The sequence below is a fragment of the Mammaliicoccus sp. P-M58 genome, from assembly GCF_022386165.1.
GTDB classification, from domain to species: Bacteria; Bacillota; Bacilli; order Staphylococcales; family Staphylococcaceae; genus Mammaliicoccus; species Mammaliicoccus sciuri.
Map to the genome: position 1 here is coordinate 153,790 of NZ_JAJNJI010000002.1, position 25,351 is coordinate 179,140.

The following is a 25,351-nucleotide window of genomic DNA, read 5'->3' on the forward strand; positions in this document are numbered from 1 at the left end:
TGATTTTTTAAAAATGAGATGAGACGTAGATTAACTCCATAATCAATACGAATCTATCGACTTCTTTATTTATGATATTCATCTCTTTTTAATGGAAATAAAAGTGCGATTAATGTGATAATACAGTTACGTTAATTAAAAAAATAAAAATGCAAGGAGAGGTAATATGCTAACTGTATATGGACATAGAGGATTACCTAGTAAAGCTCCGGAAAATACAATTGCATCATTTAAAGCTGCTTCAGAAGTAGAAGGTATAAACTGGTTGGAGTTAGATGTTGCAATTACAAAAGATGAACAACTGATTATCATTCATGATGATTATTTAGAACGGACTACAAATATGTCCGGGGAAATAACTGAATTGAATTATGATGAAATTAAAGATGCTTCTGCAGGATCTTGGTTTGGTGAAAAATTCAAAGATGAACATTTGCCAACTTTCGATGATGTAGTAAAAATAGCAAATGAATATAATATGAATTTAAATGTAGAATTAAAAGGTATTACTGGACCGAATGGACTAGCACTTTCTAAAAGTATGGTTAAGCAAGTGGAAGAACAATTAACAAACTTAAATCAGAATCAAGAAGTGCTCATTTCAAGCTTTAATGTTGTGCTTGTTAAACTTGCAGAAGAAATCATGCCACAATATAACAGAGCAGTTATATTCCATACAACTTCGTTTCGTGAAGACTGGAGAACACTTTTAGATTACTGTAATGCTAAAATAGTAAACACTGAAGATGCCAAACTTACTAAAGCAAAAGTAAAAATGGTAAAAGAAGCGGGTTATGAATTGAACGTATGGACTGTAAACAAACCAGCACGTGCAAACCAACTTGCTAATTGGGGAGTTGATGGTATCTTTACAGACAATGCAGATAAAATGGTGCATTTGTCTCAATAGAAAGTTAGAGGTGAGTCTTACGTTTCAGTGACGGTAGACTTACCTTTAACATGTTACATACTAAAAAATTAATTTGAATAAGAAAGAGAGACATATATGAAATACGATGATTTTATAGTAGGAGAAACATTCAAAACAAAAAGCCTTCATATTACAGAAGAAGAAATTATCCAATTTGCAACAACTTTTGATCCTCAATATATGCATATAGATAAAGAAAAAGCAGAACAAAGTAGATTTAAAGGTATCATTGCATCTGGCATGCATACACTTTCAATATCATTTAAATTATGGGTAGAAGAAGGTAAATACGGAGAAGAAGTTGTAGCAGGAACACAAATGAATAACGTTAAATTTATTAAACCTGTATACCCAGGTAATACATTGTACGTTATCGCTGAAATTACAAATAAGAAATCCATAAAAAAAGAAAATGGACTCGTTACAGTGTCACTTTCAACATACAATGAAAATGAAGAAATTGTATTTAAGGGAGAAGTAACAGCACTTATTAATAATTCATAATAAAACAGTGAAGCAACCATCGTTACGGATTGCTTCACTGTTTTGTTATTCATCTATATCGTATTTTTTATTACCGTTCTCATATAGCTCATCATACACTTTACCTGAGATTTTGGCATTGTAGCTAGCCATTCCTTTATCTTGTACATCTTTAACATTAATAGCCATCATCATGTTTGGATTATCTTTATCATATGATATAAACCACCCAATTTGTCTGCCTGTTTCTCCTTGTTTCATTTTGAGTTCTGCAGTACCGGATTTGCCAATTAAGTTTGCATAAGATCTATAAATATCTTCTTTATGTGTTTTATTTACGACTTGTTGCATACCATCAGTTAATAGATTGATATTTTCTTTGGAAATAATATTTTTCTTCCAAACTTTGTTTTTCGTGTCTTTTAATAAGTGAGGTGCGTTAATATTGCCATTATTTTCTAATGCGCTATAGATTGAAAGGATCTGTACTGGGTTAATCAGTATTTCACCTTGTCCGTAACCTGAATCAGCTAATAATATTTCATTATCTAAATTTTTGTTTGAAATTTGAGCATTATAAAATGGATAATCACTTGGTATATCTTCACCAACACCTAGTTTTTTCATGCCTTTTTCAAATTTCTTACTGCCTAATTCGAGTGCTACTCTAGCAAAGAAAATGTTATCTGATGATTCTATTGCTTGTTTTAAGTCGATATTACCATTTACCACTTCATATCTTGTAACGTTGTAACCACCCCAAGATTTATCTTTTTGCCAACCTTTACCATCGATTTTATAACTTGTTTTATCGTCTAATGTTTTGTTATTTAACCCAATCATTGCTGTTAATATTTTTTGAGTTGAACCTGGTGAAGTTGTAATCTGGAACTTGTTGAGCAGAGGTTCTTTTTTATCTTCGGTTAATTTATTATATTCTTCGTTACTCATGCCATACATAAATGGATAGACGTCATATGAAGGTGTGCTTACAAGTGCTAATAATTCACCTGTTTGAGGGTGGATAGCAGTACCTGAGCCATAATCATTTTTCATGTTGTTATAAATACTCTTTTGAACTTTAGCATCAATAGTTAGTTGAATATCTTTGCCATCTTTTTTCTTTTTCTCTATTAATGTATGTGCGATTGTATTGCTATTATCGTCAACGATTGTGACACGATAGCCATCTTCATGTTGGAGCTTTTTATCGTAAAGTTTTTCGAGTCCCTTTTTACCAATAACTGCATCATCTTTATAGCCTTTATATTCTTTTTGTTTTAATTCTTCAGAGTTAATGGGACCAACATAACCTAATAGATGTGAAGTCGCTTTTTCTAGAGGATAGTTACGACTTTCTGTTTCATTAGTTGTAAGATGAAATTTTTTTGCGAAATCACTTAAATATTCATCCATTTTTTTAACGGTTTTAAGTGGAACGAAGGTATCATCTTGTACCCAATTTTGATCCATTTGTTGTTTGATATAGTCTTCAGAAATACTTAGTTCTTTAGCGATTGCTTTATAATCTTTTTTAGATACATTCTTTGGAACGATGCCTATCTCATATGCTGTTCCTGTATTGGCCAATTCCACATTGTTTCGGTCTAAAATTTTACCACGTTCTGATTTTAAATTTTCAATATGTATGCTTTGGTCTTTCTGCATTCCTGGAATAATGACGCTATGATCCCAATCTAACTTCCACATACCATCTTCTTTAACAAAATTAAATTGAACGTTGCGATCAATGTTACCGTAGTTTGTTTTAATTTTATATTGAGCATCTACTCGTTTTTTATTTTTAGATACTTTTTTTATTTTACGATCCTGAATGTTTATATCTTTAACGCCTAAACTATTATATATTTTTATCGGACGTTCAGTCATTTCTACTTCACCATTATCGCTTTTAGAAATATAACTGCTATCTTTATAAACTTGTTTGAAATTTTTATCTTCAATTGCATCAATAGTATTATTAATTTCTTTATCTTTTGAAGCATAAAAATATATACCAAACCCGACAACTACAACTATTAAAATAAGTGGAACAATTTTTATCTTTTTCATCAATATCCTCCTTATATAAGACTACATTTGTAGTATATTACAAATGTAGTATTTATGTCAAAATAATGTTATAATTTTTGTGATATGGAGGTGTAGAAGGTGTTATCATCTTTTTTAATGTTAAGTATAATCAGTTCATTGCTCACGATATGTGTAATTTTTTTAGTGAGAATGCTCTATATAAAATATACTCAAAATATTATGTCACATAAGATTTGGTTATTAGTGCTCGTCTCCACGTTAATTCCATTAATACCATTTTACAAAATATCGAATTTTACATTTTCAAAAGATATGATGAATCGAAATGTATCTGACACGACTTCTTCGGTTAGTCATATGTTAGATGGTCAACAATCATCTGTTACGAAAGACTTAGCAATTAATGTTAATCAGTTTGAGACCTCAAATATAACGTATATGATTCTTTTGATATGGGTATTTGGTAGTTTGTTGTGCTTATTTTATATGATTAAGGCATTCCGACAAATTGATGTTATTAAAAGTTCGTCATTGGAATCGTCATATCTTAATGAACGACTTAAAGTATGTCAAAGTAAGATGCAGTTCTACAAAAAGCATATAACAATTAGTTATAGTTCAAACATTGATAATCCGATGGTATTTGGTTTAGTGAAATCCCAAATTGTACTACCAACTGTCGTAGTCGAAACCATGAATGACAAAGAAATTGAATATATTATTCTACATGAACTATCACATGTGAAAAGTCATGACTTAATATTCAACCAGCTTTATGTTGTTTTTAAAATGATATTCTGGTTTAATCCTGCACTATATATAAGTAAAACAATGATGGACAATGACTGTGAAAAAGTATGTGATAGAAACGTTTTAAAAATTTTGAATCGCCATGAACATATACGTTATGGTGAATCGATATTAAAATGCTCTATTTTAAAATCTCAGCACATAAATAATGTGGCAGCACAATATTTACTAGGTTTTAATTCAAATATTAAAGAACGTGTTAAGTATATTGCACTTTATGATTCAATGCCTAAACCTAATCGAAACAAGCGTATTGTTGCGTATATTGTATGTAGTATATCGCTTTTAATACAAGCACCGTTACTATCTGCACATGTTCAACAAGACAAATATGAAACAAATGTATCATATAAAAAATTAAATCAACTAGCTCCGTATTTCAAAGGATTTGATGGAAGTTTTGTGCTTTATAATGAACGGGAGCAAGCTTATTCTATTTATAATGAACCAGAAAGTAAACAACGATATTCACCTAATTCTACTTACAAAATTTATTTAGCGTTAATGGCATTCGACCAAAATTTACTCTCATTAAATCATACTGAACAACAATGGGATAAACATCAATATCCATTTAAAGAATGGAACCAAGATCAAAATTTAAATTCTTCAATGAAATATTCAGTAAATTGGTATTACGAAAATTTAAACAAACATTTAAGACAAGATGAGGTTAAATCTTATTTAGATCTAATTGAATATGGTAATGAAGAAATATCAGGGAATGAAAATTATTGGAATGAATCTTCATTAAAAATTTCTGCAATAGAACAGGTTAATTTGTTGAAAAATATGAAACAACATAACATGCATTTTGATAATAAGGCTATTGAAAAAGTTGAAAATAGTATGACTTTGAAACAAAAAGATACTTATAAATATGTAGGTAAAACTGGAACAGGAATCGTGAATCACAAAGAAGCAAATGGATGGTTCGTAGGTTATGTTGAAACGAAAGATAATACGTATTATTTTGCTACACATTTAAAAGGCGAAGACAATGCGAATGGCGAAAAAGCACAACAAATTTCTGAGCGTATTTTAAAAGAAATGGAGTTAATATAATGGATAATAAAACGTATGAAATATCATCTGCAGAATGGGAAGTTATGAATATCATTTGGATGAAAAAATATGCAAGTGCGAATAATATAATAGAAGAAATACAAATGCAAAAGGACTGGAGTCCAAAAACCATTCGTACACTTATAACGAGATTGTATAAAAAGGGATTTATAGATCGTAAAAAAGACAATAAAATTTTTCAATATTACTCTCTTGTAGAAGAAAGTGATATAAAATATAAAACATCTAAAAACTTTATCAATAAAGTATACAAAGGCGGTTTCAATTCACTTGTCTTAAACTTTGTAGAAAAAGAAGATCTATCACAAGATGAAATAGAAGAATTGAGAAATATATTGAATAAAAAATAAAATTGTTGTGTTTACAACAATACATAGAAAACAGAGGAAACAATCAAGTCGTTGAATATTTCCTCTGTTTTTTAGTTGAAAAAATTAACCGAAAGCCTGAATGCAAGTCTTGATTAAATCAATAATGCTTGTAATAACACCAGTGAAATCCATATGCATACCCTCTTTCTATTTAAGATACATTAAGTATAATATCAAACAAATAAAAAATGTTAAAAATTCCCTAATTGGCTATTTAGATTGCATAAATGTCAAAAATTTGAAAAACATACAACGACTTTGCATAAAAAATCGTCATATTGGAAATACGTAATTTATTGAAATAATAAAAAAAATAAAAGAACGAAGATGATAACCTAAGTGAGGTTTTAAGTTGTTCTAAGGTTTAATTTAATTTATGTTAAAATAGTTGGTATAAAAATACATGATAAACTATAAACTAAATTCAAAATAACTTATGGGGTAGGCAATTATGGAAAATATTTTAAATATAAATGATAATGAAAAAAGAGTGCTAAGGGAAATTTATAACCATCATAATATTTCGCGTACTCAAATATCTAAAAATCTTGAGATTAATAAGGCAACGATTTCTAGTATTTTGAATAAGTTAAAGTATAAATCTCTTGTTAATGAGGTTGGTGAGGGTGATAGCACGAAGAGTGGTGGTAGAAAACCTATTCTTCTGAAGGTTAATCATCTTTATGGTTATTTTATTTCTTTGGATTTAACTTATAGTTCTGTTGAAGTGATGTACAATTATTTTGATGGTAATGTCATTAAGCATGAATCTTATGATTTACCTGATGAAAAGGTTAGTAGTATATTAAGCATAATAAAAAAACATATTGATATTCAGGAGAAACTTGATACTTATAACGGACTATTAGGTGTGTCTGTTTCTATACATGGAGTTGTGGATAATGAGCAGCATGTGACATATTTACCATTCCATGAAACTGAAGGAATTTCAATTGCTAAGAAAATAAAAGAAATTACTAATGTTCCAGTCGTAGTTGAAAATGAAGCGAATCTTTCAGCGTTATATGAACGTAATTTTAATCATAATTTATCCTACAATAATCTTATTGCTTTAAGTATACATAAAGGTATTGGTGCTGGGCTTATTATTAATAATCAATTGTATCGTGGTGCAAATGGGGAAGCGGGTGAAATTGGAAAAACACTTGTCTCAAAAGTTAGCGATAATGTGGAGATCTTTCATAAGATTGAAGATATTTTTTCACAAGAAGCTTTACTGCATAATTTAAGTAATCAACTAAATGAGAAGATGACGCTTAGCAAATTAATTCAATTTTATAATGAAAAAAATCCAGTCGTAGTTGAAGAAATGGAACAATTTATAAATAAAATTGCTGTTTTAATACATAATTTAAACACCCAGTTTAATCCGAATGCAATTTACATTAACTGTCCATTGTTCAATGAAATGCCTGAAATATTAGAAGCAATTAAGAACCAGTTCAAACAATATTCACGTAACGAAATTCAAATAAAGTTAACATCTAATGTCAAATTTGCAACTTTGCTAGGTGGTACATTAGCAATTATCCAAAAAGTACTACAGATTAATGATATTTACTTAGATATAAAAGCATAAAAAACTAATTCAAATGAATAATCAAAGTTCGTAATTGTCTTTATAAAAAAATCCCTCAATCCGAATTGAATTTTCGGATTGAGGGATTTTTATAGTTCTATTGCAGAAGAAAACTATTTTAAAAATGCTGGTAAATGTTGATAGCCACCTCTAACGTTAACAATATTCGTAAATCCTTTATATTCTAATATTCCTACCGCTATTGAACTTCTAACACCTGATTGACAATGTACATAAATTAGGTCATTTTTATCGAAAGGTATATCTTCATTTAAAAGTTTACCGTGAGGAATATGAATTGCTTGTTTTAAATGACCTTTACGCCATTCATCATCATTACGAACATCTAATACATTATGTTCTTCACCAGTCATTTCAGAACTATGAATAGATGATGTGACGATATTTGTTTGTGGCAAACGGTAACTTTTTACATTTTCAAAACCAATTAATTGTAAAGCATGAATAGCTTGTTGAACGGTAGATTTATCGCCAATTAATTCAATATCTTAGTCATAATCTAAATACCAACCAATTTGATTTATAAAAGTTTTATTAAAAGGAATATTGATAGTTCCATGCATATGACCACCATGGAATGCTTCTTTACTTCGAAGATCAAAAGCAGTTTGTGTATTGCTTGAACTAGGGTAAACATTATATGGTTGGTACATTTGCATACCAAATTGATTTATTTTTTTCATTTGTGAAAAATGGTGTGGTGGAGCTGGCTGATTGAGTGTTAAAGTTTCGATAAATGAAGTTTCATCTTTAACATTAAAAGCCCAGTTGTTTATTTTCTCATAACCCAAAGTAGTTGTAGGTAATGAACCTAGCGCTTTACCACAAGGACTCCCTGCACCATGACCTGGCCAAATTTGAATATAGTCTGGTAATGTTGCAGCAAATTGTATGGACTGATACATTTGTTTTGCTCCGATTTTTGTAGAACCTTCAACATTTACAGCTTTTTCTAATAGATCTGGTCTACCTACATCACCAACAAAGATGAAGTCACCGCTAAATAATCCCATTGGTATACTGGAACCCCCACCTTCGTCAGTAAGTAAAAAACTAATACTCTCAGGGGTATGGCCTGGAGTGTGTAAGACTTCTAATTTAATCTTTCCTAAATAGATAATATCTTGATGCTTAACGAAATGTGTTTGTTTAGGCATATTTTTATAATTAAATTCATCTTTACCTTCATCAGATACGTATATACTTGCATTCAATTTATTTGCCACATCTCTAATACCTGAAGCAAAATCAGCATGAATATGTGTTTCTGCAGCTTTAGTAATTGTGAATCCTTCTTTATCTGCAACTTTTAAATATTTTGTTAAATCTCGTATAGGGTCAATAATCATTGCTTCTCCTGTACGTTGACATCCAATTAAATAAGATGCTTGTGAAAAATTGTCTTCATAAAATTGTTTGAAAAACAAAAAAAAACTCCTTTTTAAAATAGATTTTATTGATTAGATAAATAAGTTATGATTTGCTTGCTCAGTATGTCCAATATAAGTACCTACGCCACCATAATCGACTTCATCTCTTAATTCTTCTTTTGAAATTCCCATAACATCCATACTCATGGTACAAGCAATTAACTTTATATCTTGATCGATTGCTTGATCGATAAGTGAGTATAAAGAATCAACATTTTTCTTGTTCATTACATAACGCATCATAATATTACCTAGTCCAAACATATTCATTTTTGATAATGGCATATGTATTGGATCCTTAGGTAACATAAGGTCAAACATTTTGGAAATACCTTTCTTTTTAACGCGAGTTGATTGCGCTTTTTTTAATGCGTTGAGGCCCCAAAAAGTAAAGAAAATAGTTACATCTTTACCTGCTGCTTTAGCGCCATTTGCGATGATCATTGCTGCTACTGCCTTATCTAACTCACCGCTAAATAAAACAATTGTTGTACCTGTAGCAGTGTCATTGATTTCAAATTCTTTTGGCTTTTCTTTTTGAATAATTGCATTAATTACATTTGCTTCTTCAGTAAGATTTACAAGGGTATTCCCTGTTTGTTTCGCCCAACTTTTAATATCACTATTGAAACCAGGATCTGTAACTGTTACCTCGATTTGCTCACCCGTTGAAATATTGTTAATTTCTTTACTGATATTAACAATAGGTCCAGGGCACTGAAGACCTCTAAAATCAAATTGTTTACGATTCTCTTTGATTTCAATATCTTTTTCTATTAAAGGAGCACTATTGAAGTTCTTTGCTTCATAATCTTTATATCCACCCTTTAAATTCACGACATCATAACCTTGTTTGGCTAAATAATCGCAAGCTTTAGTGCTTCGGTTACCGCTTTTACAATGTATATAATACGTTTTGTTGCTATTCTTATTGAATGATTTAATCTCTTCTACTGGGTGTAAAGTTGAACCGTTAATGTGTCCTAATTCATATTCTTCTTTTGTTCTAACATCAATCAATTGACCCATTTTTGCCAATTTTTCTAATTCTTCTTTGTTTAATGAATTAATGTGTACTTCTTTGTATTGTTCCATACTTACCTCCTATAAATACCTATGAGGGTATAATAAAACGGATAGAATCATTTGCCAAATACCTATAGGGGTATTTGACAATTTTGTTTTAATTTATTATTATTAACTTAATCAATTTATGTGGAGGAAATGAATATGACTTATGATAAAAAAATGATTAATCGTATAAATAGAATACAAGGTCAATTAAATGGTGTCGTAAAAATGATGGAAGAAGAAAAAGATTGCAAAGATATAATTACGCAACTTAGTGCATCTAAAGGTTCTATACAACGTTTAATGGGGATTATAATTAGTGAAAATTTAATAGAATGCGTTAAAACAGCAGAAGAAAATAATGAAAGTTCTCAAGAATTAATTAATGAAGCAGTTAATTTATTAGTTAAAAGTAAATAATGGATATAGCAAATATGACTATTATGTTGCTAATTGGCGTACTGGGTGGATTTATATCTGGATTAATAGGTATTGGGGGCGCAATTATTATTTACCCAGCTATTCTTATATTGCCACCATTAATAGGTATACCTGCGTATAGTGCATATATTGCTTCGGGACTTACCTCTAGTCAAGTATTTTTCAGTACACTTAGTGGATCATTAAATGCAAGAAAACAACCAGCTTTCTCTCCTAAACTTGTTATATATATGGGAGGGGGTATGTTGATTGGAAGCATGTTAGGGGCAATTTTAGCTAGTTTGTTTAATGCTACTTTTGTAAATACGGTATATGTAATAATCGCCATACTTGCTTTAATATTGATGTTTATTAAAGTTAAACCTACTACACAAGAGACGAAATCTAAACCTTTGCTATTTATTATAGTTGGATTTGGAATTGGTGTAATTTCGGGAATTGTGGGTGCAGGTGGAGCATTTATCATCATTCCTGTATTATTAGCATTATTTAAATTACCAATGAATACGGTAGTGAACAATAGCATAGCAATTGCTTTTATATCTTCAGTAGGGGCATTTTTTATAAAATTAATGCAAGGATATATACCAGTAGAAAGTGCAATTTTTTTGATAATTGAATGATGATCATTTTCTGAAAATATTATGTGGTCATATAATATAATGCCCATCATTTCACTAATCTCTTTTATTCTCTGAGTTATTTTGATATCTCCTGGAGAAGGTGTCGGATCTTATCAAGAGTAAATTATGAAAAAAATGGTTTAAATCAATGTTCTTACTTTAAGTACATGTGTTTAACGTAAATGATAATTAGTTAAATATAAAAAGGTTATCCCAATCAATAGGATAACCTCTTTATACTTTACTTTATGGTTTGGATTCGCCACTTCAAAGAAGAAATGAAATCAGAGCATTGAATGTTCCATTTTCAAACAATATATAAATACCTAGCCCAATGAATACAATTGGTACAATCCAACGTTCATATTTCTCAATTGTTTCCGATATAAAATCGAAGGAAGCTAGACGGTAACTGACATAGCACAAAACTCCAACCATAATTAGAAAGACAATAGTGACAATAAAGATTTCAGACATACTTAAGGTCGTGAAGTACGGTATATAAATGGAAAAGTCATCCGCACTGGAAGCCAATACGATGAAAATCATCGTCAAAAATAACTGATTAAATTTTCCAGAGGAGAATAAAGATAAAATGCTACTTTCATCTTCATCCTCTTCTCCTTTAATCCATATTTTCACGCCTAGGTAAAGTGGTAAAAGTCCAAGTAGTCCGATAACCCATTGCTGAGGAATTAAATTTACAACCCCCTGTGCAACTAAAAGACTTGCTCCTATCACAATTGCAGTCCCTATATATTGTCCTATCCAAATATGTTTTACCTGACCTTTTTTTACTTGCGAAAACAAAAGAATTAATATGACGAGATAATCAATTCCTGTTGCTACATATACCGCAGTAGCCGTCAGTATCGTCGCGATCATTTTATCATCTCCAAATATTTTAGGGATAGGACTTTTCTTCAAAATGAAAAGTCCTTCCGTAAATTGCACACATATAGTACCTATTTATCCTTCACTCTCATCAGTCGCAAACTATTTAATGCTACCAAAATAGTGGCTCCCATATCGGAAAGAATCGCAATCCAAAGGGTTAGCCAGCCTGGAATAACCAATAGTAAGGCAATTATCTTAATTCCGATGGCAAACGTGATGTTCGCTTTGATGATATTTAGCGTTTTCCTGCTAAGTCTTACTGCAAATGGAAGCTTACTTAAATCATCTCCCATTAATGCAATATCAGCTGTCTCGATGGCAGTATCTGTTCCAGCACCGCCCATTGCAATGCCAACAGTGGATGCAGCAAGTGCAGGAGCATCATTGACGCCATCGCCAATCATAGCTACATTACCATGCTCGGCTTTCATTTTTTTAATATAGTCCAACTTATCCTGTGGCAACAATTCGGACTGAATATCAGAAACGCCTACATGAGCACCGATTGCTTCTGCGGTACCTTGATTATCACCTGTCAGCATAATTGTTTGCTTGATTCCTAACTGATGAAGTTTTAGAATCACATTTTTACTTGTTTCGCGGACCTCATCTGCTACAGCAATCACGCCGAGGATTGTTTGGTCCGTTCCAATAATCATGGCCGTTTTCCCTTGGTTTTGTAAAACTTTCACTTTATTTTCAAACTCAAGGCTAAAATCGGAAACATTTAATTCTTTAAAAAGCCTTGGACTGCCAATGTAATAGGTTGTTCCATCTATATTCCCTTGAATGCCCCGACCTGTAATAGAAGTGAAGTCCTTCACTCTAACATCGGAATAAGTAATATTATCTTGCTCTGCTTTCTTCATTATTGCTGAAGCAAGTGGATGTTGTGATCGATATTCTAAAGCTGTAATAATGGAAAACAGCTCTTTTTCTTCCACTTGATCATTTAACACTTTAAAATCTGTTACCACTGGTACACCTTTTGTCAGTGTTCCTGTTTTATCAAATGCGATTGCCTTAATGGCTCCTAATTCCTCTAGATAGACACCGCCTTTAATCAACACACCTTTTTTAGCTGCATTTCCAATTGCCGAGACAATCGAGATTGGAGTAGTAATAACTAATGCACACGGACATCCAACTACAAGTACCGCTAATCCTTGATAAACCCAAGTATCCCAACTTCCACCAAAGAATAAAGGTGGAACGACTGCAACGAGCGCCGCAATAACCATAATGATCGGCGTATAATATTTCGCAAATTTATCTACGAATGCTTGCGCTGGAGCGCGCTCCCCTTGTGCTTCCTCAACCAGATGAATAATCTTGGAGATAGTTGTATCCTCTACGTATTTGGTGATTTTTACTTCAAGTAGTCCCTCTTCGTTAAGCGTGCCTGCAAATACTTCATCATCTACCGTTTTGGCAACAGGGACAGATTCTCCTGTTATAGCAGCCTGGTTGACAGCCGACACACCATTTATAATGATCCCATCCATGGCAATTTTCTCCCCTGGTTTGACGATCATAATATCACCCACGGCAATATCGTCCACATGGATCATTATTTCCTGACCATTCCGCCTAACAAGTGCTTCTTTTGGGGCAATATCCATCAATGAACGAATGGACTGTCTTGCTCTATCCATAGAAAAACGTTCAAGTGCTTCACTGATTGCAAAGAGAATGACAACAATGGATGCCTCTGCCCATTCACCAATGATGGCAGCTCCAATAACTGCAACGGTCATCAGGGTTTTCATGTCGAAATCAAAGCGTATCAAATTTTGAAAACCAACTTTAAATAGTGAATATCCGCCAATTACAATCGAACTTACAAATAACATGGACGTTACAAGGTTATCTTCTCCATTTACAAAGTGAGAAAGGTAACCAAAAGCAATCAGTAATGTGGCAAACAGCAATGTGCTGTGTTTTTTATAAAACGGTATTTTCTCTTCTTTAGGAGCCTTAGTGTCTTCTTTGACCGCTTGTATCGATGGATTCGCCAGTTTTTCAGGAATTACCTTAAGATTCTCGAAAGCACCTGCTTTTTCAAGCTCTTCAACCGATGCGTTTCCATATACATCAATTTTAGAAGCGCCAAAGTTCACTTTTGCATCCTGAACTCCAGCTAGTTGTTTTACATTTTTTTCAAACTTCCCAGCACAGTTTGCGCAAGAAAATCCCTCCACACGGTAAACATTTTTATCTTCTGTTACCACTGGTTCGACCCTTCTTCTAGCCTTCTCTGGTGCCACTTTAAGATTCTCGAAAGCACCAGCCTTTTCCAGATCTTCAACGGTTGCACTGCCAAAGACATCAATTTTGGAAGCTCCGAAATTGACTTTAGCATCATGCACCCCTGATAGTTCTTTTACATTTTTTTCAAACTTCCCAGCACAATTCGCACACGAGAAACCCTCCACACGGTAAACCTGTTTATCTTCTGTTAATGTTTTTGTTGAACTATCCAATACTAGCAACCTCCCTTTGATGCAAGAAAGCTTTTTCTACAAGCTGTTTAACATGCTCATCATCTAGTGAATAATAGACTAATTTTCCTTCTTTACGGTATTTTGCTATACCTAAATTTTTCAATAATCTTAAATGATGGGATGCCGTAGCCGTTGAAGATTCAATGATATTAGCTACATCACAAACACATAACTCTCCCTCTAAAGACAAAACATAAGCAATTTTAACTCTTGTATCATCTGATAGAGCCTTAAAAACTTTCGCTACATCCATAGGATTCTGTTTAGCAAGGTCTTTTTTAGCCCTGTTTACCTTATCTTCATGAATATAGGTAACTTCACACATATCTTTTGTCATAATTACCCTCCTTATTCAAATGACTGTTTGTTTGATGATTATAATATATCCCACTATAAACAAATAGTCAAATGATTGTTTGAATGATATATAATTAATATTAAAAAGGATTGGTTTCTAATGTTAGAAACCAATCCTTTCGGAGATTTTAACCAAATTTTAAAGTATCTTAAACATAACTGCCCCGTTAGTTTAAGTGCATCCTTTCACAATCTGTCTACAGATTAATAATAAAAACTACTCTTTATTATACAGATCTCCATATAATTTTTGAATTTGGTTCTGTAATTTTTTATTTTCTTTTTCTAATTCCATAACTCTTCTTTTTAAGGTTTTTATAAGGATTTCCTCCGAACGAGAACTTTTCTTGGGTTTTGAGACTACATTTGATGTTATTTGACGCTCACGAAGGGATTCGATTCTTTGCCTAATATCGTGTTCCTTATAAAGCCATGATTTAGAAACATTAGCTTCCTTTGCTATTGAATTAAAATTAATAGCTTTACCTTCAATCGAAAATTTAGAAATCGCTTTGTCTACTTTTTCTCTTGTCTTTTGTGATTTCTGCTTCGCCAAACGTACAATTTCTGTTGTATTTCTAACTTGTTTATTCATTGATAATTACCCCGTTAAACTTCCAATGATTTGTTCTAAACGCTCTTTAATACGGCTATTAGTCTCTATTTGTCTTTGCCATTGTTTATCCTTTGCTATGGTTAATAACTCTTCTGTACGCTCTAACTGTTCTTCGTGCTGTGGTAAGAATTGCTTACTGGTACAGAAGTGAGTGCAATCTAAGCATGCATTCGCATGTGGACAACCACCTGCTATTACTGGCAATCTACAATAACCATTTGGAAGCACTTGTGCATTTATATTTTTCTTGAACCATTGAAGCTCTACATCATCGACTTCACTATCATCATCTAGATTGAGCACATCTCCATTATTGGTAACCAGTTTTTCTTGAAATTTAGTAAATTCATTTTTTAGAGTTTCATCAAAGATATGAGCGTATCTGCTTGTCATTTCTGGGCTTTCATGTCCCAAAAATTTCTGAACAATATGCTGGGGCACCCCGTTGTTAATCATTCTTGTTCCTACTGAATGGCGAAAGGCATGGGCATGGAATCTATAAATCTCGCCTAATTTATCCACTATATTTTGCTCATAAGCTAATTTATTTAATTCGCCTCTAAATGTTTCTTGTTTTAATGGCGATCCATCTTTTCTTGGAAAGAGGTATTCACTATCTGGAAATTCCTCTGAAACTTTATCTTCCCGAACTTTAATAAGTAAAACTACCTCTTTAGATATTGGAACTATATGCTCCTTTTTCATTTTCCATTGATAATACTTTAAAAAGTAATCTCCATCTTTGTCCTCTAATAAACAGCCTTTTTTCAAGGTGCACAATTCACTTATCCTCATTCCACATTCTTGAACAATCATAGTCATCGTAGCTATATATTCGGGTAATTTATCAAGATGACTGTTCAATTGCTCTAGAACGAATTCGTCTATAAAGCGAGGTTTTGCTCTTGGTATTTTCGGATAGTCCTCGGGATAAATTAATAATTTGGAAGGAACATCATCCCATTCTAGCCTATGAAGGGTACTAAATAGTCCTTCCAATATAGAGATCCTCCCAGTTATTGTACTAGGTTTTATCCCCATCATGTTTAGTTCACTTAAATATGCTTCAATTTCCACTCTCGTTAATTGGTGTACTCTCTGAACGTGTTTAAACTTTATGTCCAGAAAATTAAAGAACTCTTTAAGTTTTTGGGCAATATCACTTACATAGGAAAAGCTATCCATGTTCAATCTTAACTTACAATATCTTTTTACAAGCTGTTTAAAATATGTATTCCGAAACCCTTTAAAGTTAATTGTATATTCATATTGTGTTGGGTTAACCTTATCATCTGGCAAAGGTAAGTTTCGTCTATCCCAAACGTCTTTATCCCACTCCTCTCCATCAAAATAAAAATCCTCATAAAACTCAATAAATTGTTTAAGATTAGTAACATAGTAAGAATTAGCTTTTACAGGTGTTTTTTCTTGATTAGCAGTAATCTTATAATTAGTGGTGGTAATTCTAACACCCTGTTTTGTCAAATATGTTCTATACTCCGTCATTGCTTTATCAATAGGAACTTCAGTAATTGAAGTAATGCTGGGATACTTTAAATCTAAAAAATCCAACATTTTATTAATTACTGTTCCTTTTCTAATCCAGACAGTTTTTGCATTCCATATTCCATTGTTTAAATGGTAAAAATAAAAATATTTCAATTCTGTTCTTAACCACAGATTTTTAACACGTTCAAAACGAACCCAACGATTTCTTAAAGCAGGATTCTTACTTAATTCTATGGCAGAAGGATGTGGACATTTTCTTATATCCCAACTATTATTAGCCCAAAACCCTTGCATTTCTTCATTCATTACAGCTATTTTTTTGCTGATCTCACTCTGACTGATAATTTTCCTTTTACTAGAAGCATTCATTTAGCTGGTATTCTTTATCTAGTAATAAATACAATGGATACGGCTTATTCTCCACTTCTATCCTTTGAACCCTCACACGCGCCCCCCTCTTTAAACACTTTAAGTACTACAAATTATAAACCTTGTTAATTTTTATTTAAAGTAAAATCTCCCTTTAACATCTCCTCCTGAACTACTTTAACTACTATTATTTATTATACTATGGTTAATATGTCTCCACTTGGGTGGTTATGGCCAATAATCATACCCGTTGCGTTACTTAATATGGCTGTTTTAAATATTTCTCGAGGATGTATAACCGCAAAATTAATGGTTCCTATAGAGACGGTTTCAATATGTGTAGGTTCATTTTTGCTATTCAAGCAAATTAAAATGAAGTGTTCTCGGTCAGCATTTCCTATGAAGTCACGCATAATATCAGCAGCGTCTTTTGGTTCTTCAATACGTCTTTTTAAATACCAAAGTGTATCTTCTTTAACCATTTGGACTTTGACAACATCTATTCTTTTTCTACTCATTATGGATAAGCTCTATACTTTCTATTAAGTCAGGGTGAACAATGGATGTGATAGAATCATCATTCATATAAATGGAATATAGCTCATCTAATTCTGAATTATTTTTTTTGTTTGATGAAAAGGCGATAATGCCTTTAATAACATCGATGTGTGGTTGATGCATTAAATATTGGTATACTTCTTTCCATGTTTGATTCATTCTATTTAGTCTCCTTTAATGGTTTAATTGTCCATGCCTTTCTAGCGTATGGATTTAATGGATGCATGATTTCATTTGTTTGAGGATTTGTTAATATACTGATTTTCTTACTGTGAGGTTTTAACATGTCTAATACTTCATTCACTCGATTTTCCACAAGAGGTTTTTTTCCGTAGGAACCCCAAGCCAATAAAACACTATCGGCTTCTTTGACAGCTTTCATAATGTGAATATCCGTGTGCTTGTCATGGCTGTTTTCGATATGTTTTAAATTAATGGGGGTATCAATATTTGAAAAAAGATTTATAAAATTAACGCCACCATATTCATCTTTTTCAGCTACTTTATTGACAATAAGTTGTGTTGTAAGGTCAACGTTGATAACACCATCATAATGAGGATACATCGTTATAATTGTAAGTACTTCTTTATCAATATCCCAAGTTTTCTTGAGAAGATAACGATGCATTTTATCCTGACTAAATATCGCTTCAGTTTCTAATACACTTTTGATTGATTTCATTTTATCTAACTCCTTTATTTAATATTCTTCAGGTAACAACATGACGTAATAAGAAAGGTCTACATCATCTTCTCGGATAATGTAGACCTTATTAATATTGATAGCTTTTGAATAATTTGCCTTATGAATTTTTACGTACTCTGGACGTTCTTGCTTATGTTTGATATATAATTGACTATTATGCATATTGAACTGGAATATATGAAAGTAATCAATCTCTTCTAGTTCCTTGAATTGTTCGTTTTCGCGTTGCGCTACAAGTTTCCATAACTGTTGCTGCAACATTGCTGGCAAGTAATTGGCAATACTACGTGTAATATAACGTTTCATGCTCATTTCTCCTTTTCTATATCTTTCATTATTGTAATAACTTCTGTAATGACTGTGACGCTTATCTGAGCTATGTGTATCCATTTATTCATTATTATAATTCTCCTTTTCAAGTAAGTGTCTTTGATCTAGTAGTGGCATAACTGTGTTATGAAGATATAAGAAGTCCATATCGTTTGTTTCATCAATATAACCAATCGCAATAAGTTGTTTTTGATAGTAGAGGATAAAGGGGTATATATGCCTTTCATGAAGTGTGTCAGAGTAGTAAGTATACGTATGAAGGATTTTGTTGGTAAGCGGACCAAGTCTGATATATTGATCAGGAAGGATATTATCTGCCACTTCCTCGATAGATTCACATTCCCATTTTTCGTCCTTTGGCAGATTGAATAAGTTAGTTATATACTCTTTGAGTTGTTTTTCTAGTGTCATGGTTATGACCTCCTATAATGTTTTTGATGTATACATGTAATACACCATATAGATAATATATGCTTCAAAAAAATTTTGTTTCGTTTGTGAATCCCATTGTTATTAAGAAAATATCCCAATAGAAAATTATCACAATTGTTGATATGACAAGGAAATCCCATTATCCCGCTCATTTCTCAGGAAATATAGCGATATATTTATATATCATTTGGATTTGGTGGTGTCAGTACGACTTACTTTTTCTTTTTATATTATTTATTTATAAATAATAATGGGATTTCGGGATTACGCTTGCGTAATCCTTATCCTACATGTATTTATCAAATCCCATTGCTATCCCGTTCATATTTTATTTTGGGATGTTCTTTCGTCATACAATATAAGCTTCACATTGAGTTGTGACTTGTTAGTATGTTGAAAAGATTCGTTAGATGGGTGTTATTGAATGACGAAAGGACAGTACATAGATATTAGATTTGAAGAAAGAGCGTTTGAGGCAAAAATAAAGACGAAGTGCTGAGGAGCACTTCGTCGAGAGGGGTATTATTGAAAAGTTGTTTAATAATTTCATTATTGAGTTTTAGTGTAACGTAGAACTGTTTTTTATGATTACCGTCTTTACGAATATCAATACGGTCAATGACTGTAAGATATAATGCTTTGAGTTGTGCTTTATCCATTGATTCTATATTTTGAAATATTCGTTGTAATAGGGCAGCGATTTGTTTCGTATCATAAGATAGTTTCTCTTGATTTTGTTGCTGTTTGAGTTGATTCATTTGATTTGTAATGTCATTGAGTTGTGTTTCATATTGATGAATAGTTGCTTTCAATGCAGATGTTAGGTCCGGATTATCTTCAATGGTTTTAACTAAATTATGGAGTTTCCCGCTGACTTCATCGTATTGTTGTTGTTTATAAGCGATATCGTGGTTCAATGCACCAATATCGACTTTATTTTCTTGATTGACACGTTCTAAGACTTGGTTAATGACTTTATCACTTTTGACAATTTCGAGTATTTGATCCATGACGTATTTCTCAATCACATCAGCTCTAACGCTATTCGCAGAACATACTTTTGAGCCTTTGTTTCGGAAGTTACTGCAAGAATAATAACGTATTCGCTTCTTGGTACCATCTTTCAATGTGTTCGTTGTGTTACTAGCTGCCATTGGTGCACCACATTGTGGACAATGAACGATACCTGTTAATAGATTAGTTCCTTTACCGTGGACTTGAGGTTTTTGACTGACTTGTTTTTTACGTAATTGGACTTTATCCCATAAGTCTTGAATAATAATAGGGGAATGCTTACCTTCAGCTATTATTGGTTTATCATTCAGCCCTTTACGACGCTTTTCATTCCAATCTTTGTACTTTGCGAATTGAATTTTACCAACATAGAATGGATTAGATAAGATATAGGTCACTGAACCAATACTGAAAGGCTTTCCTTTTTTAGTCACGTATCCTTTGTGATTGAGTGCATTCGCAATTTTACGATATCCGTGGCCTTTAGCATATGACTCAAATATATATTTGACAATATTCGCTTCATGTTGGTTTATCATGAGTTCATGCTTGCTATCCGGTATTTTGTCATAGCCCAGCGGCAAATTGCCTTGATAATAGCCTTCTTGAGCGCGTCGGGTTTGACCCATGAATACATTTTCGACAATATTATTTCTTTCAAATTCTGAAAAACTCGCTAGAATTTGTAGCATCAATTTACCACTGCTTGTATTGACTTCCATACGCTCAGATAAGCTGAAGAATTCGACATTTTGACGATGAAGGTCTTCAACAATTTTGAGTAAGTCAGAAGTGTTACGTGCTAGTCGGTTTGTTTTGTAGACCATAACAGAATCAATCTGACCTTCGTTCGCATCTTTTAACAAACGTTGTAGTTCTGGTCGGTTCATAGATTTTCCAGAGATACCTCTATCCGCGTATACATCTACAACAACAAAGTTATTGAAATCACAATATTCTCGAATTTGATTGATTTGTCCATCGATACTATAGCCTTCAGTACTTTGGATTTCCGTTGATACACGAACATAGATACCGACACGTTTTTGTTTGAGTTGTTGCATGATTTTTTCATCCTTTCTGATTAAGCAATCGATGATTGCGAGGTTTGGTTCACAATGTTCAATGGTTCATTTTTGAAATAGATCCCAACAAGGGCTTTATTTTTTGTAATGCGAATTTCATCAATATAGGGATGCAGCATGTTTAACGTGAAACTTTTCTGTATAACCTTTTGTAGTGATGTTTGTAACTGATTATCACTTATGGAGGATATGGTTTTGTGCTTTTGATTCATCAAATGAGTCTGTTTTCTGAATGATTCAGCATCAATCATACCTTTGGCAAGTTTATCTATCAGTTGTTCTTGAGTTAGCGTACTTTTAGCTTCTATCACTCTTTGTTTTTTGAGGCGTTGATGAATTGCATTATTAATTTTTGAATAGAGCTGTTGGTTTTGAAAGAAGTTCTGACATGTAGCTAAGACTTGAACTTCTAATTTTTGTGCATTTATTCCTTTGAATGAACAGACAAAGCGAGATTCATTCATATTTTTAGGACAAATATAATATCGCAATGTATGTTTTTTTCTTATTGTCATATTTGTCAGTGTTGAGTCACAACAAGGACATTTGATCTTTTGTTTCAGCTGATTCTCTGAAGGTATACAGTGAAGTTGCTTCTTATTACGGATTGCTTGAGCATGTTCATATTTCGTTGCCGAAACAATAGGTGGTACCATATTGTTATATTGACCATATTGATTGATGACACGACCACAATAATTTGGGTTCATAATTATATTTCGTACCTGATAAGGCTTGCGGGTAATAAGTTTATTATCGTCTTCTAAATATTGTGCAATCTTCTTGTAGCCATATCCTTGAAGATAATAATTGAATACAGCTTTGACGGTAGGTGATTCATCATTATTAATGATGAAAGTACCATTTTGATAGTGATAACCGAAAGGCGCATGGGTCGTTATGAGTTTACCTTGTTTTGCCTTTTCTCTAAGTCCATTTTTGACTTGTTCTCCAATATTATCGGATTCAAGTTCAGCCAGACTCATGAATATATTGAGTTTTAGGCGATCAAACGCTTTATCCATATCAAAATAGCCATCATGAACACTTAGAATATGAACATGATATTTTTGACAGAGTTTCATGAGTTTTAATGCATTTTTCAAGTTGCGATGAAGTCGATTCAAGCGATAACAACATAATACGTCACATTGTCTTTGTTGGATGCGTTCGGTGACTTGTTGATAGCCTGTTCGATTATCTGTTCTGCCTGATTGCTTATCACTAATGTATTGGATATTTTGAATATTGTGCTTTGGAGCTAATAATTCTATTGCTTGCTTTTGAGCTGGGAGTGATTGTTGTTTCGTTGTACTTTGGCGCAAATAACCAATGGCTCGTTTCATAGTATTTCCTCCTTTCAAAGAGATAATATATATTTATGAACGAAATTATAGATAAGCCCAACACCAGTCGGGTGTTGGGCGGTATTATTAGTCATCAGCGTGATTGATTTCTTCAATAACCAGATCGGCTAATAGTATGATTAATTCGTCCATGTATATCACCTCATTATTCATAGTATTAACAACAATTCTTTAGTTGCATCTCAAAAGTAGTAACGAATTCGATATTCTTCTTTGAGCAAATTTTTTTAAATGAATGTAATCTTCATATTCTCCATATGCAACAATGGACGTAGGTTTGATTACTTTCTCCAAAATGTCATTTATTAACTTGTACTCCTCAGTGTAAGTGTTACTTATTTGACGACCTTCTTGTTTACAGCATTCCTTCACAGTATCTAGGGGTGTGCTTTCTAAGTATTCAAATCTTTCATCTTCAATTTCGTGAGCTAGTGCTACTGTATTCATAGTACAATTCCTCCATTGATTTAATATTTGTGCTACAACACCTTTAAATAGGTGTTGTAGCAAATTTATTTAATAACATATTTTAAGCTTTAAAAGTCAATATCACCGTTTTTATCCCATTCTCTTGCTTTTGAAATCATGTCTCGTAGTATTGGATGTTGGTGTTCAGAGATAAATGATAAGGGTATATTGAATTTACTTTTTTCAGATAGACCAAAAATAGGAGCGTATGATTTATCAAGCTTAAGATGATAAAATACGATGGTTTTTGGTTTGCCTTCTTTGTCTTTGACACTACGTTTTGTTGTTTTACGATTGGCGTCTGACTGGATGTAATCTTTATCCCTCAGTGCATCAATGACATTATTTGTATCTTGGAAATTATGTTCTTTTAACATATTTTTAAAAACCGAGGCAATCATTTTCACCTGGATATGATCATCTTCAAGTGAAATCATTCCATAATTTTCAATAAGCGTTGATAACCTAGTGTCGTCAGAAAACTTACCACGATTTTGTGCTACAAATTGGACAATGACTTCAATTGCTTTATCAGCTAGGCTTCGCTCACTAACAGAATCTAAATGATAGTTAATAAGATAGTCCCTTACAGCATTCAAATCAACAGGTGTGGCAATGACACGTTCCAATATACGTGCTGATGTTGTAATGGTTGCATAGCGTTTGAACATCCGAATTCCTGTATTGCTGGTTTCCTTTTCTAGTTGAGTTTTGAACCTTAGGTGCTCATTTTGGAACCATTTAATGACTTCTTGTTCACGATTGAGTAGATATTCAGCTACTAATGGCATGATATGACCATAATTAGCTGATGTTGCTTTTTTAATAGTATCTGCGTTGTCAGCGTTAGTTGTAAAAGCTTCAGATATTTCAATGGTACGTACATTCAAACCATCATTACGTGCACTATTATTGAAAATACTGTGTTCGGCAGTACTAATTACTGAGGTTCCCCAGTTTTTTAGTGACTTGACTTCTCCGTGTATATTAGAACGTTGTCTTCCTTGACCTTCGGCAATTGAATAGAGCAAACCAGTTGTATCTTTAAAGGTTGCAGATGACAGTTCGTCCAATACAATAGGTACACCATAGTTGTTACTTAGATATCCTTCAAGCGCGTTTCTAGTGCCATTCCATGATCTAAACAGCGTATTACTACCTTTAGTAGGGTTGCCGGTTATTGAGACTCCTAAAGCCGCTGCAGTTGATTTACCCGTGCTTGAATTTCCCGTAAATGAGAAAATCGTACCTGCGAATTCAACCTCATGTTTTGTTTTTAAAAACGCAGTTACTAATGAAGAAATACCAAACACTACAGCAAGTTCGAGTAACAAGTTTCCTTTTACTTCATCAAGATACATTTGCCACCAGTCTTCAAAAGTGCCTTTAGGTTGTAGATCGTACTGTGTTTCACAAATGATTTCATCCGCCTGCGACTGTGTAATTTCTTTTGAAAGATATGGTTCATCTAATGAAATGACGACACCTTTATCAGTATTTAACACACCGACACCCGTATACAACGATGACAGAGGCAGTGATTGGCGCATTAATTGTAGTGCATTGCTTAATGATTTAATGTACTTCTCATTGATGCTGAAGCCATACATGATTAGTGAAGGTAACTTTTGCGATGTTAAAATATCTGATGTTTCAATACGTTCAATATTTTGTCCGTTGGAAATAACTAGTTTCTCAACCCCAGATTTGGGGTCAAGAAACTTGTTTTTAATTAAAATTGGACTAGATAAGCGTATGGACTTTTGCTGATCATTTTTACCTTTCGGTGGTATAACTTCATACCATGAATCTTCAGTAAGCCAGTATGGATATTCACTAAAGATGATGTTAGTCATTAGTTGTTACCACCTTTCCAGTTATTTTGATGATTCATCGGATTTGGTGCAGTTTTAAGGTAGAGCAAAGATGAACCTTTTTTTCCAACTACAATGAATGGAAGGTTAGGTGTATATTTTACAAAATGTGCAAACCAACGACCAACATCTTGTTGAATTTCAGTCGAGCACAAAACATTAGCCCTCACATTCAAATCGTGATACATAAACATGGTGCCTACAGGTAAATTAAATGCGATGCTTGTAACAGCACGTTTTAGTGTATAAAATTCTTTTTCTTTCATCATAAGTTCCTCCAAATAAGTCTTATTAGTCAATCAATACTGTAGATGCTTAACACCTCAATGGTTGATTGCTATAA

24 protein-coding genes and 3 pseudogenes are annotated in these 25,351 nt (G+C 32.7%); 7 read left to right on the forward strand and 20 right to left on the reverse strand.

The window, feature by feature from the left end:
• The first annotated feature begins 166 nt into the window (after positions 1-166).
• Positions 167-910, forward strand: coding sequence for a glycerophosphoryl diester phosphodiesterase (locus LQ694_RS03090; protein ID WP_000958858.1), 744 nt, complete (start codon positions 167-169; stop codon positions 908-910).
• Positions 911-1,006: 96 nt separating this feature from the next.
• Positions 1,007-1,435, forward strand: coding sequence for a MaoC family dehydratase (locus tag LQ694_RS03095; RefSeq protein ID WP_000872606.1), 429 nt, complete (start codon positions 1,007-1,009; stop codon positions 1,433-1,435).
• Positions 1,436-1,480: 45 nt separating this feature from the next.
• Here the strand turns inward: LQ694_RS03095 and mecA are convergent, their stop codons facing one another.
• Positions 1,481-3,490 carry a PBP2a family beta-lactam-resistant peptidoglycan transpeptidase MecA gene (mecA, locus tag LQ694_RS03100; protein WP_063852655.1) on the reverse strand — a complete coding sequence of 670 codons (2,010 nt, stop codon included), beginning with the start codon at positions 3,488-3,490 and terminating at the stop codon, positions 1,481-1,483.
• A 96-nt stretch (positions 3,491-3,586) separates the two neighbouring features.
• Between mecA and mecR1 the strand changes: the two genes are divergently transcribed.
• Together mecR1 and mecI are read left to right on the forward strand one after the other, a co-directional pair.
• Positions 3,587-5,344 (forward strand): beta-lactam sensor/signal transducer MecR1, encoded by a 1,758-nt coding sequence (mecR1, locus tag LQ694_RS03105; protein ID WP_000952923.1) that lies wholly within the window; start codon positions 3,587-3,589, stop codon positions 5,342-5,344.
• On the forward strand, positions 5,344-5,715 hold the full coding sequence (gene mecI, locus LQ694_RS03110; protein WP_000369214.1) for a mecA-type methicillin resistance repressor MecI: 372 nt from the start codon (positions 5,344-5,346) through the stop codon (positions 5,713-5,715). The genes mecR1 and mecI overlap by 1 nt, the downstream gene beginning before the upstream one ends.
• Positions 5,716-5,799: 84 nt before the next feature.
• Here mecI and psm-mec read toward each other — a convergent pair whose 3' ends face one another.
• On the reverse strand, positions 5,800-5,868 hold the full coding sequence (gene psm-mec / locus LQ694_RS03115; protein WP_014532405.1) for a phenol-soluble modulin PSM-mec: 69 nt from the start codon (positions 5,866-5,868) through the stop codon (positions 5,800-5,802).
• A 319-nt stretch (positions 5,869-6,187) separates the two neighbouring features.
• On the opposite strand from psm-mec, the gene LQ694_RS03120 reads away from it, so the two are divergent.
• Positions 6,188-7,336 carry an ROK family transcriptional regulator gene (locus LQ694_RS03120; RefSeq protein ID WP_000427807.1) on the forward strand — a complete coding sequence of 383 codons (1,149 nt, stop codon included), beginning with the start codon at positions 6,188-6,190 and terminating at the stop codon, positions 7,334-7,336.
• A 113-nt stretch (positions 7,337-7,449) separates the two neighbouring features.
• Here LQ694_RS03120 and cstB read toward each other — a convergent pair.
• Positions 7,450-8,784: pseudogene (gene cstB / locus LQ694_RS03125) on the reverse strand (persulfide dioxygenase-sulfurtransferase CstB).
• 33 nt (positions 8,785-8,817) lie between these two features.
• Positions 8,818-9,882 (reverse strand): DsrE/DsrF/DrsH-like family protein, encoded by a 1,065-nt coding sequence (locus LQ694_RS03130; RefSeq protein WP_000438836.1) that lies wholly within the window; start codon positions 9,880-9,882, stop codon positions 8,818-8,820.
• A gap of 135 nt (positions 9,883-10,017) precedes the next feature.
• Here LQ694_RS03130 and cstR point away from each other — a divergent pair, with 135 nt between their 5' ends.
• Complete coding sequence (gene cstR / locus LQ694_RS03135) at positions 10,018-10,278, forward strand: persulfide-sensing transcriptional repressor CstR (protein ID WP_000220507.1); 261 nt, start codon at positions 10,018-10,020, stop codon at positions 10,276-10,278.
• Positions 10,278-10,916: pseudogene (locus LQ694_RS03140) on the forward strand (sulfite exporter TauE/SafE family protein); the annotation flags it as partial. The gene cstR and the pseudogene LQ694_RS03140, both read left to right, overlap by 1 nt.
• Positions 10,917-11,189: 273 nt before the next feature.
• Here the strand turns inward: LQ694_RS03140 and LQ694_RS03150 are convergent.
• The 16 genes and pseudogenes from LQ694_RS03150 to ssb form a co-directional block, all read right to left on the reverse strand.
• A complete protein-coding gene (locus tag LQ694_RS03150) occupies positions 11,190-11,807 on the reverse strand; it encodes a CadD family cadmium resistance transporter (RefSeq protein ID WP_000562107.1) in 618 nt (205 codons plus the stop codon).
• Positions 11,808-11,887: 80 nt separating this feature from the next.
• Positions 11,888-14,302 (reverse strand): cadmium-translocating P-type ATPase CadA, encoded by a 2,415-nt coding sequence (locus LQ694_RS03155; protein ID WP_000378485.1) that lies wholly within the window; start codon positions 14,300-14,302, stop codon positions 11,888-11,890.
• Entirely contained in the window at positions 14,295-14,660 is a 366-nt protein-coding gene (locus tag LQ694_RS03160; protein WP_000159127.1) for an ArsR/SmtB family transcription factor, read from the reverse strand. Before LQ694_RS03160 ends, LQ694_RS03155 begins: the two co-directional genes overlap by 8 nt.
• A 237-nt stretch (positions 14,661-14,897) precedes the next feature.
• Complete coding sequence (locus tag LQ694_RS03165) at positions 14,898-15,275, reverse strand: DUF6262 family protein (RefSeq protein WP_001041908.1); 378 nt, start codon at positions 15,273-15,275, stop codon at positions 14,898-14,900.
• A 6-nt stretch (positions 15,276-15,281) separates the two neighbouring features.
• Positions 15,282-17,174 (reverse strand): site-specific integrase, encoded by a 1,893-nt coding sequence (locus LQ694_RS03170; protein WP_075100293.1) that lies wholly within the window; start codon positions 17,172-17,174, stop codon positions 15,282-15,284.
• A pseudogene (locus LQ694_RS15615) lies at positions 17,170-17,250 on the reverse strand (site-specific integrase); the annotation flags it as partial. The gene LQ694_RS03170 and the pseudogene LQ694_RS15615, both read right to left, overlap by 5 nt.
• A gap of 118 nt (positions 17,251-17,368) precedes the next feature.
• Positions 17,369-17,692, reverse strand: coding sequence for a JAB domain-containing protein (locus LQ694_RS03175; RefSeq protein ID WP_000088091.1), 324 nt, complete (start codon positions 17,690-17,692; stop codon positions 17,369-17,371).
• Positions 17,685-17,891: a hypothetical protein gene (locus LQ694_RS03180; RefSeq protein ID WP_001077283.1), complete on the reverse strand. Its 207-nt coding sequence runs from the start codon at positions 17,889-17,891 to the stop codon at positions 17,685-17,687. The genes LQ694_RS03175 and LQ694_RS03180 overlap by 8 nt, the downstream gene beginning before the upstream one ends.
• Before the next feature lies 1 nt (position 17,892).
• Positions 17,893-18,414, reverse strand: a complete 522-nt coding sequence (locus LQ694_RS03185; protein ID WP_000836008.1) for a DUF1643 domain-containing protein — start codon at positions 18,412-18,414, stop codon at positions 17,893-17,895.
• 18 nt (positions 18,415-18,432) lie between these two features.
• Entirely contained in the window at positions 18,433-18,744 is a 312-nt protein-coding gene (locus LQ694_RS03190) for a DUF960 family protein (RefSeq protein WP_000833212.1), read from the reverse strand.
• A gap of 84 nt (positions 18,745-18,828) precedes the next feature.
• Positions 18,829-19,179 (reverse strand): SAUGI family uracil-DNA glycosylase inhibitor, encoded by a 351-nt coding sequence (locus LQ694_RS03195; protein WP_000171449.1) that lies wholly within the window; start codon positions 19,177-19,179, stop codon positions 18,829-18,831.
• 470 nt (positions 19,180-19,649) lie between these two features.
• On the reverse strand, positions 19,650-21,278 hold the full coding sequence (gene ccrB / locus LQ694_RS03200) for a cassette chromosome recombinase CcrB (protein WP_001186596.1): 1,629 nt from the start codon (positions 21,276-21,278) through the stop codon (positions 19,650-19,652).
• A gap of 20 nt (positions 21,279-21,298) precedes the next feature.
• Positions 21,299-22,645 carry a cassette chromosome recombinase CcrA gene (ccrA, locus tag LQ694_RS03205; protein WP_000816499.1) on the reverse strand — a complete coding sequence of 449 codons (1,347 nt, stop codon included), beginning with the start codon at positions 22,643-22,645 and terminating at the stop codon, positions 21,299-21,301.
• A gap of 192 nt (positions 22,646-22,837) precedes the next feature.
• Positions 22,838-23,113 carry a hypothetical protein gene (locus LQ694_RS03210; RefSeq protein ID WP_001791132.1) on the reverse strand — a complete coding sequence of 92 codons (276 nt, stop codon included), beginning with the start codon at positions 23,111-23,113 and terminating at the stop codon, positions 22,838-22,840.
• An 89-nt stretch (positions 23,114-23,202) separates the two neighbouring features.
• Entirely contained in the window at positions 23,203-24,990 is a 1,788-nt protein-coding gene (gene cch1, locus LQ694_RS03215) for a cassette chromosome replicative helicase (RefSeq protein ID WP_000181743.1), read from the reverse strand.
• Complete coding sequence (ssb, locus tag LQ694_RS03220; protein WP_000659554.1) at positions 24,990-25,274, reverse strand: cassette chromosome ssDNA-binding protein; 285 nt, start codon at positions 25,272-25,274, stop codon at positions 24,990-24,992. The genes cch1 and ssb overlap by 1 nt, the downstream gene beginning before the upstream one ends.
• Positions 25,275-25,351 lie beyond the last annotated feature (77 nt).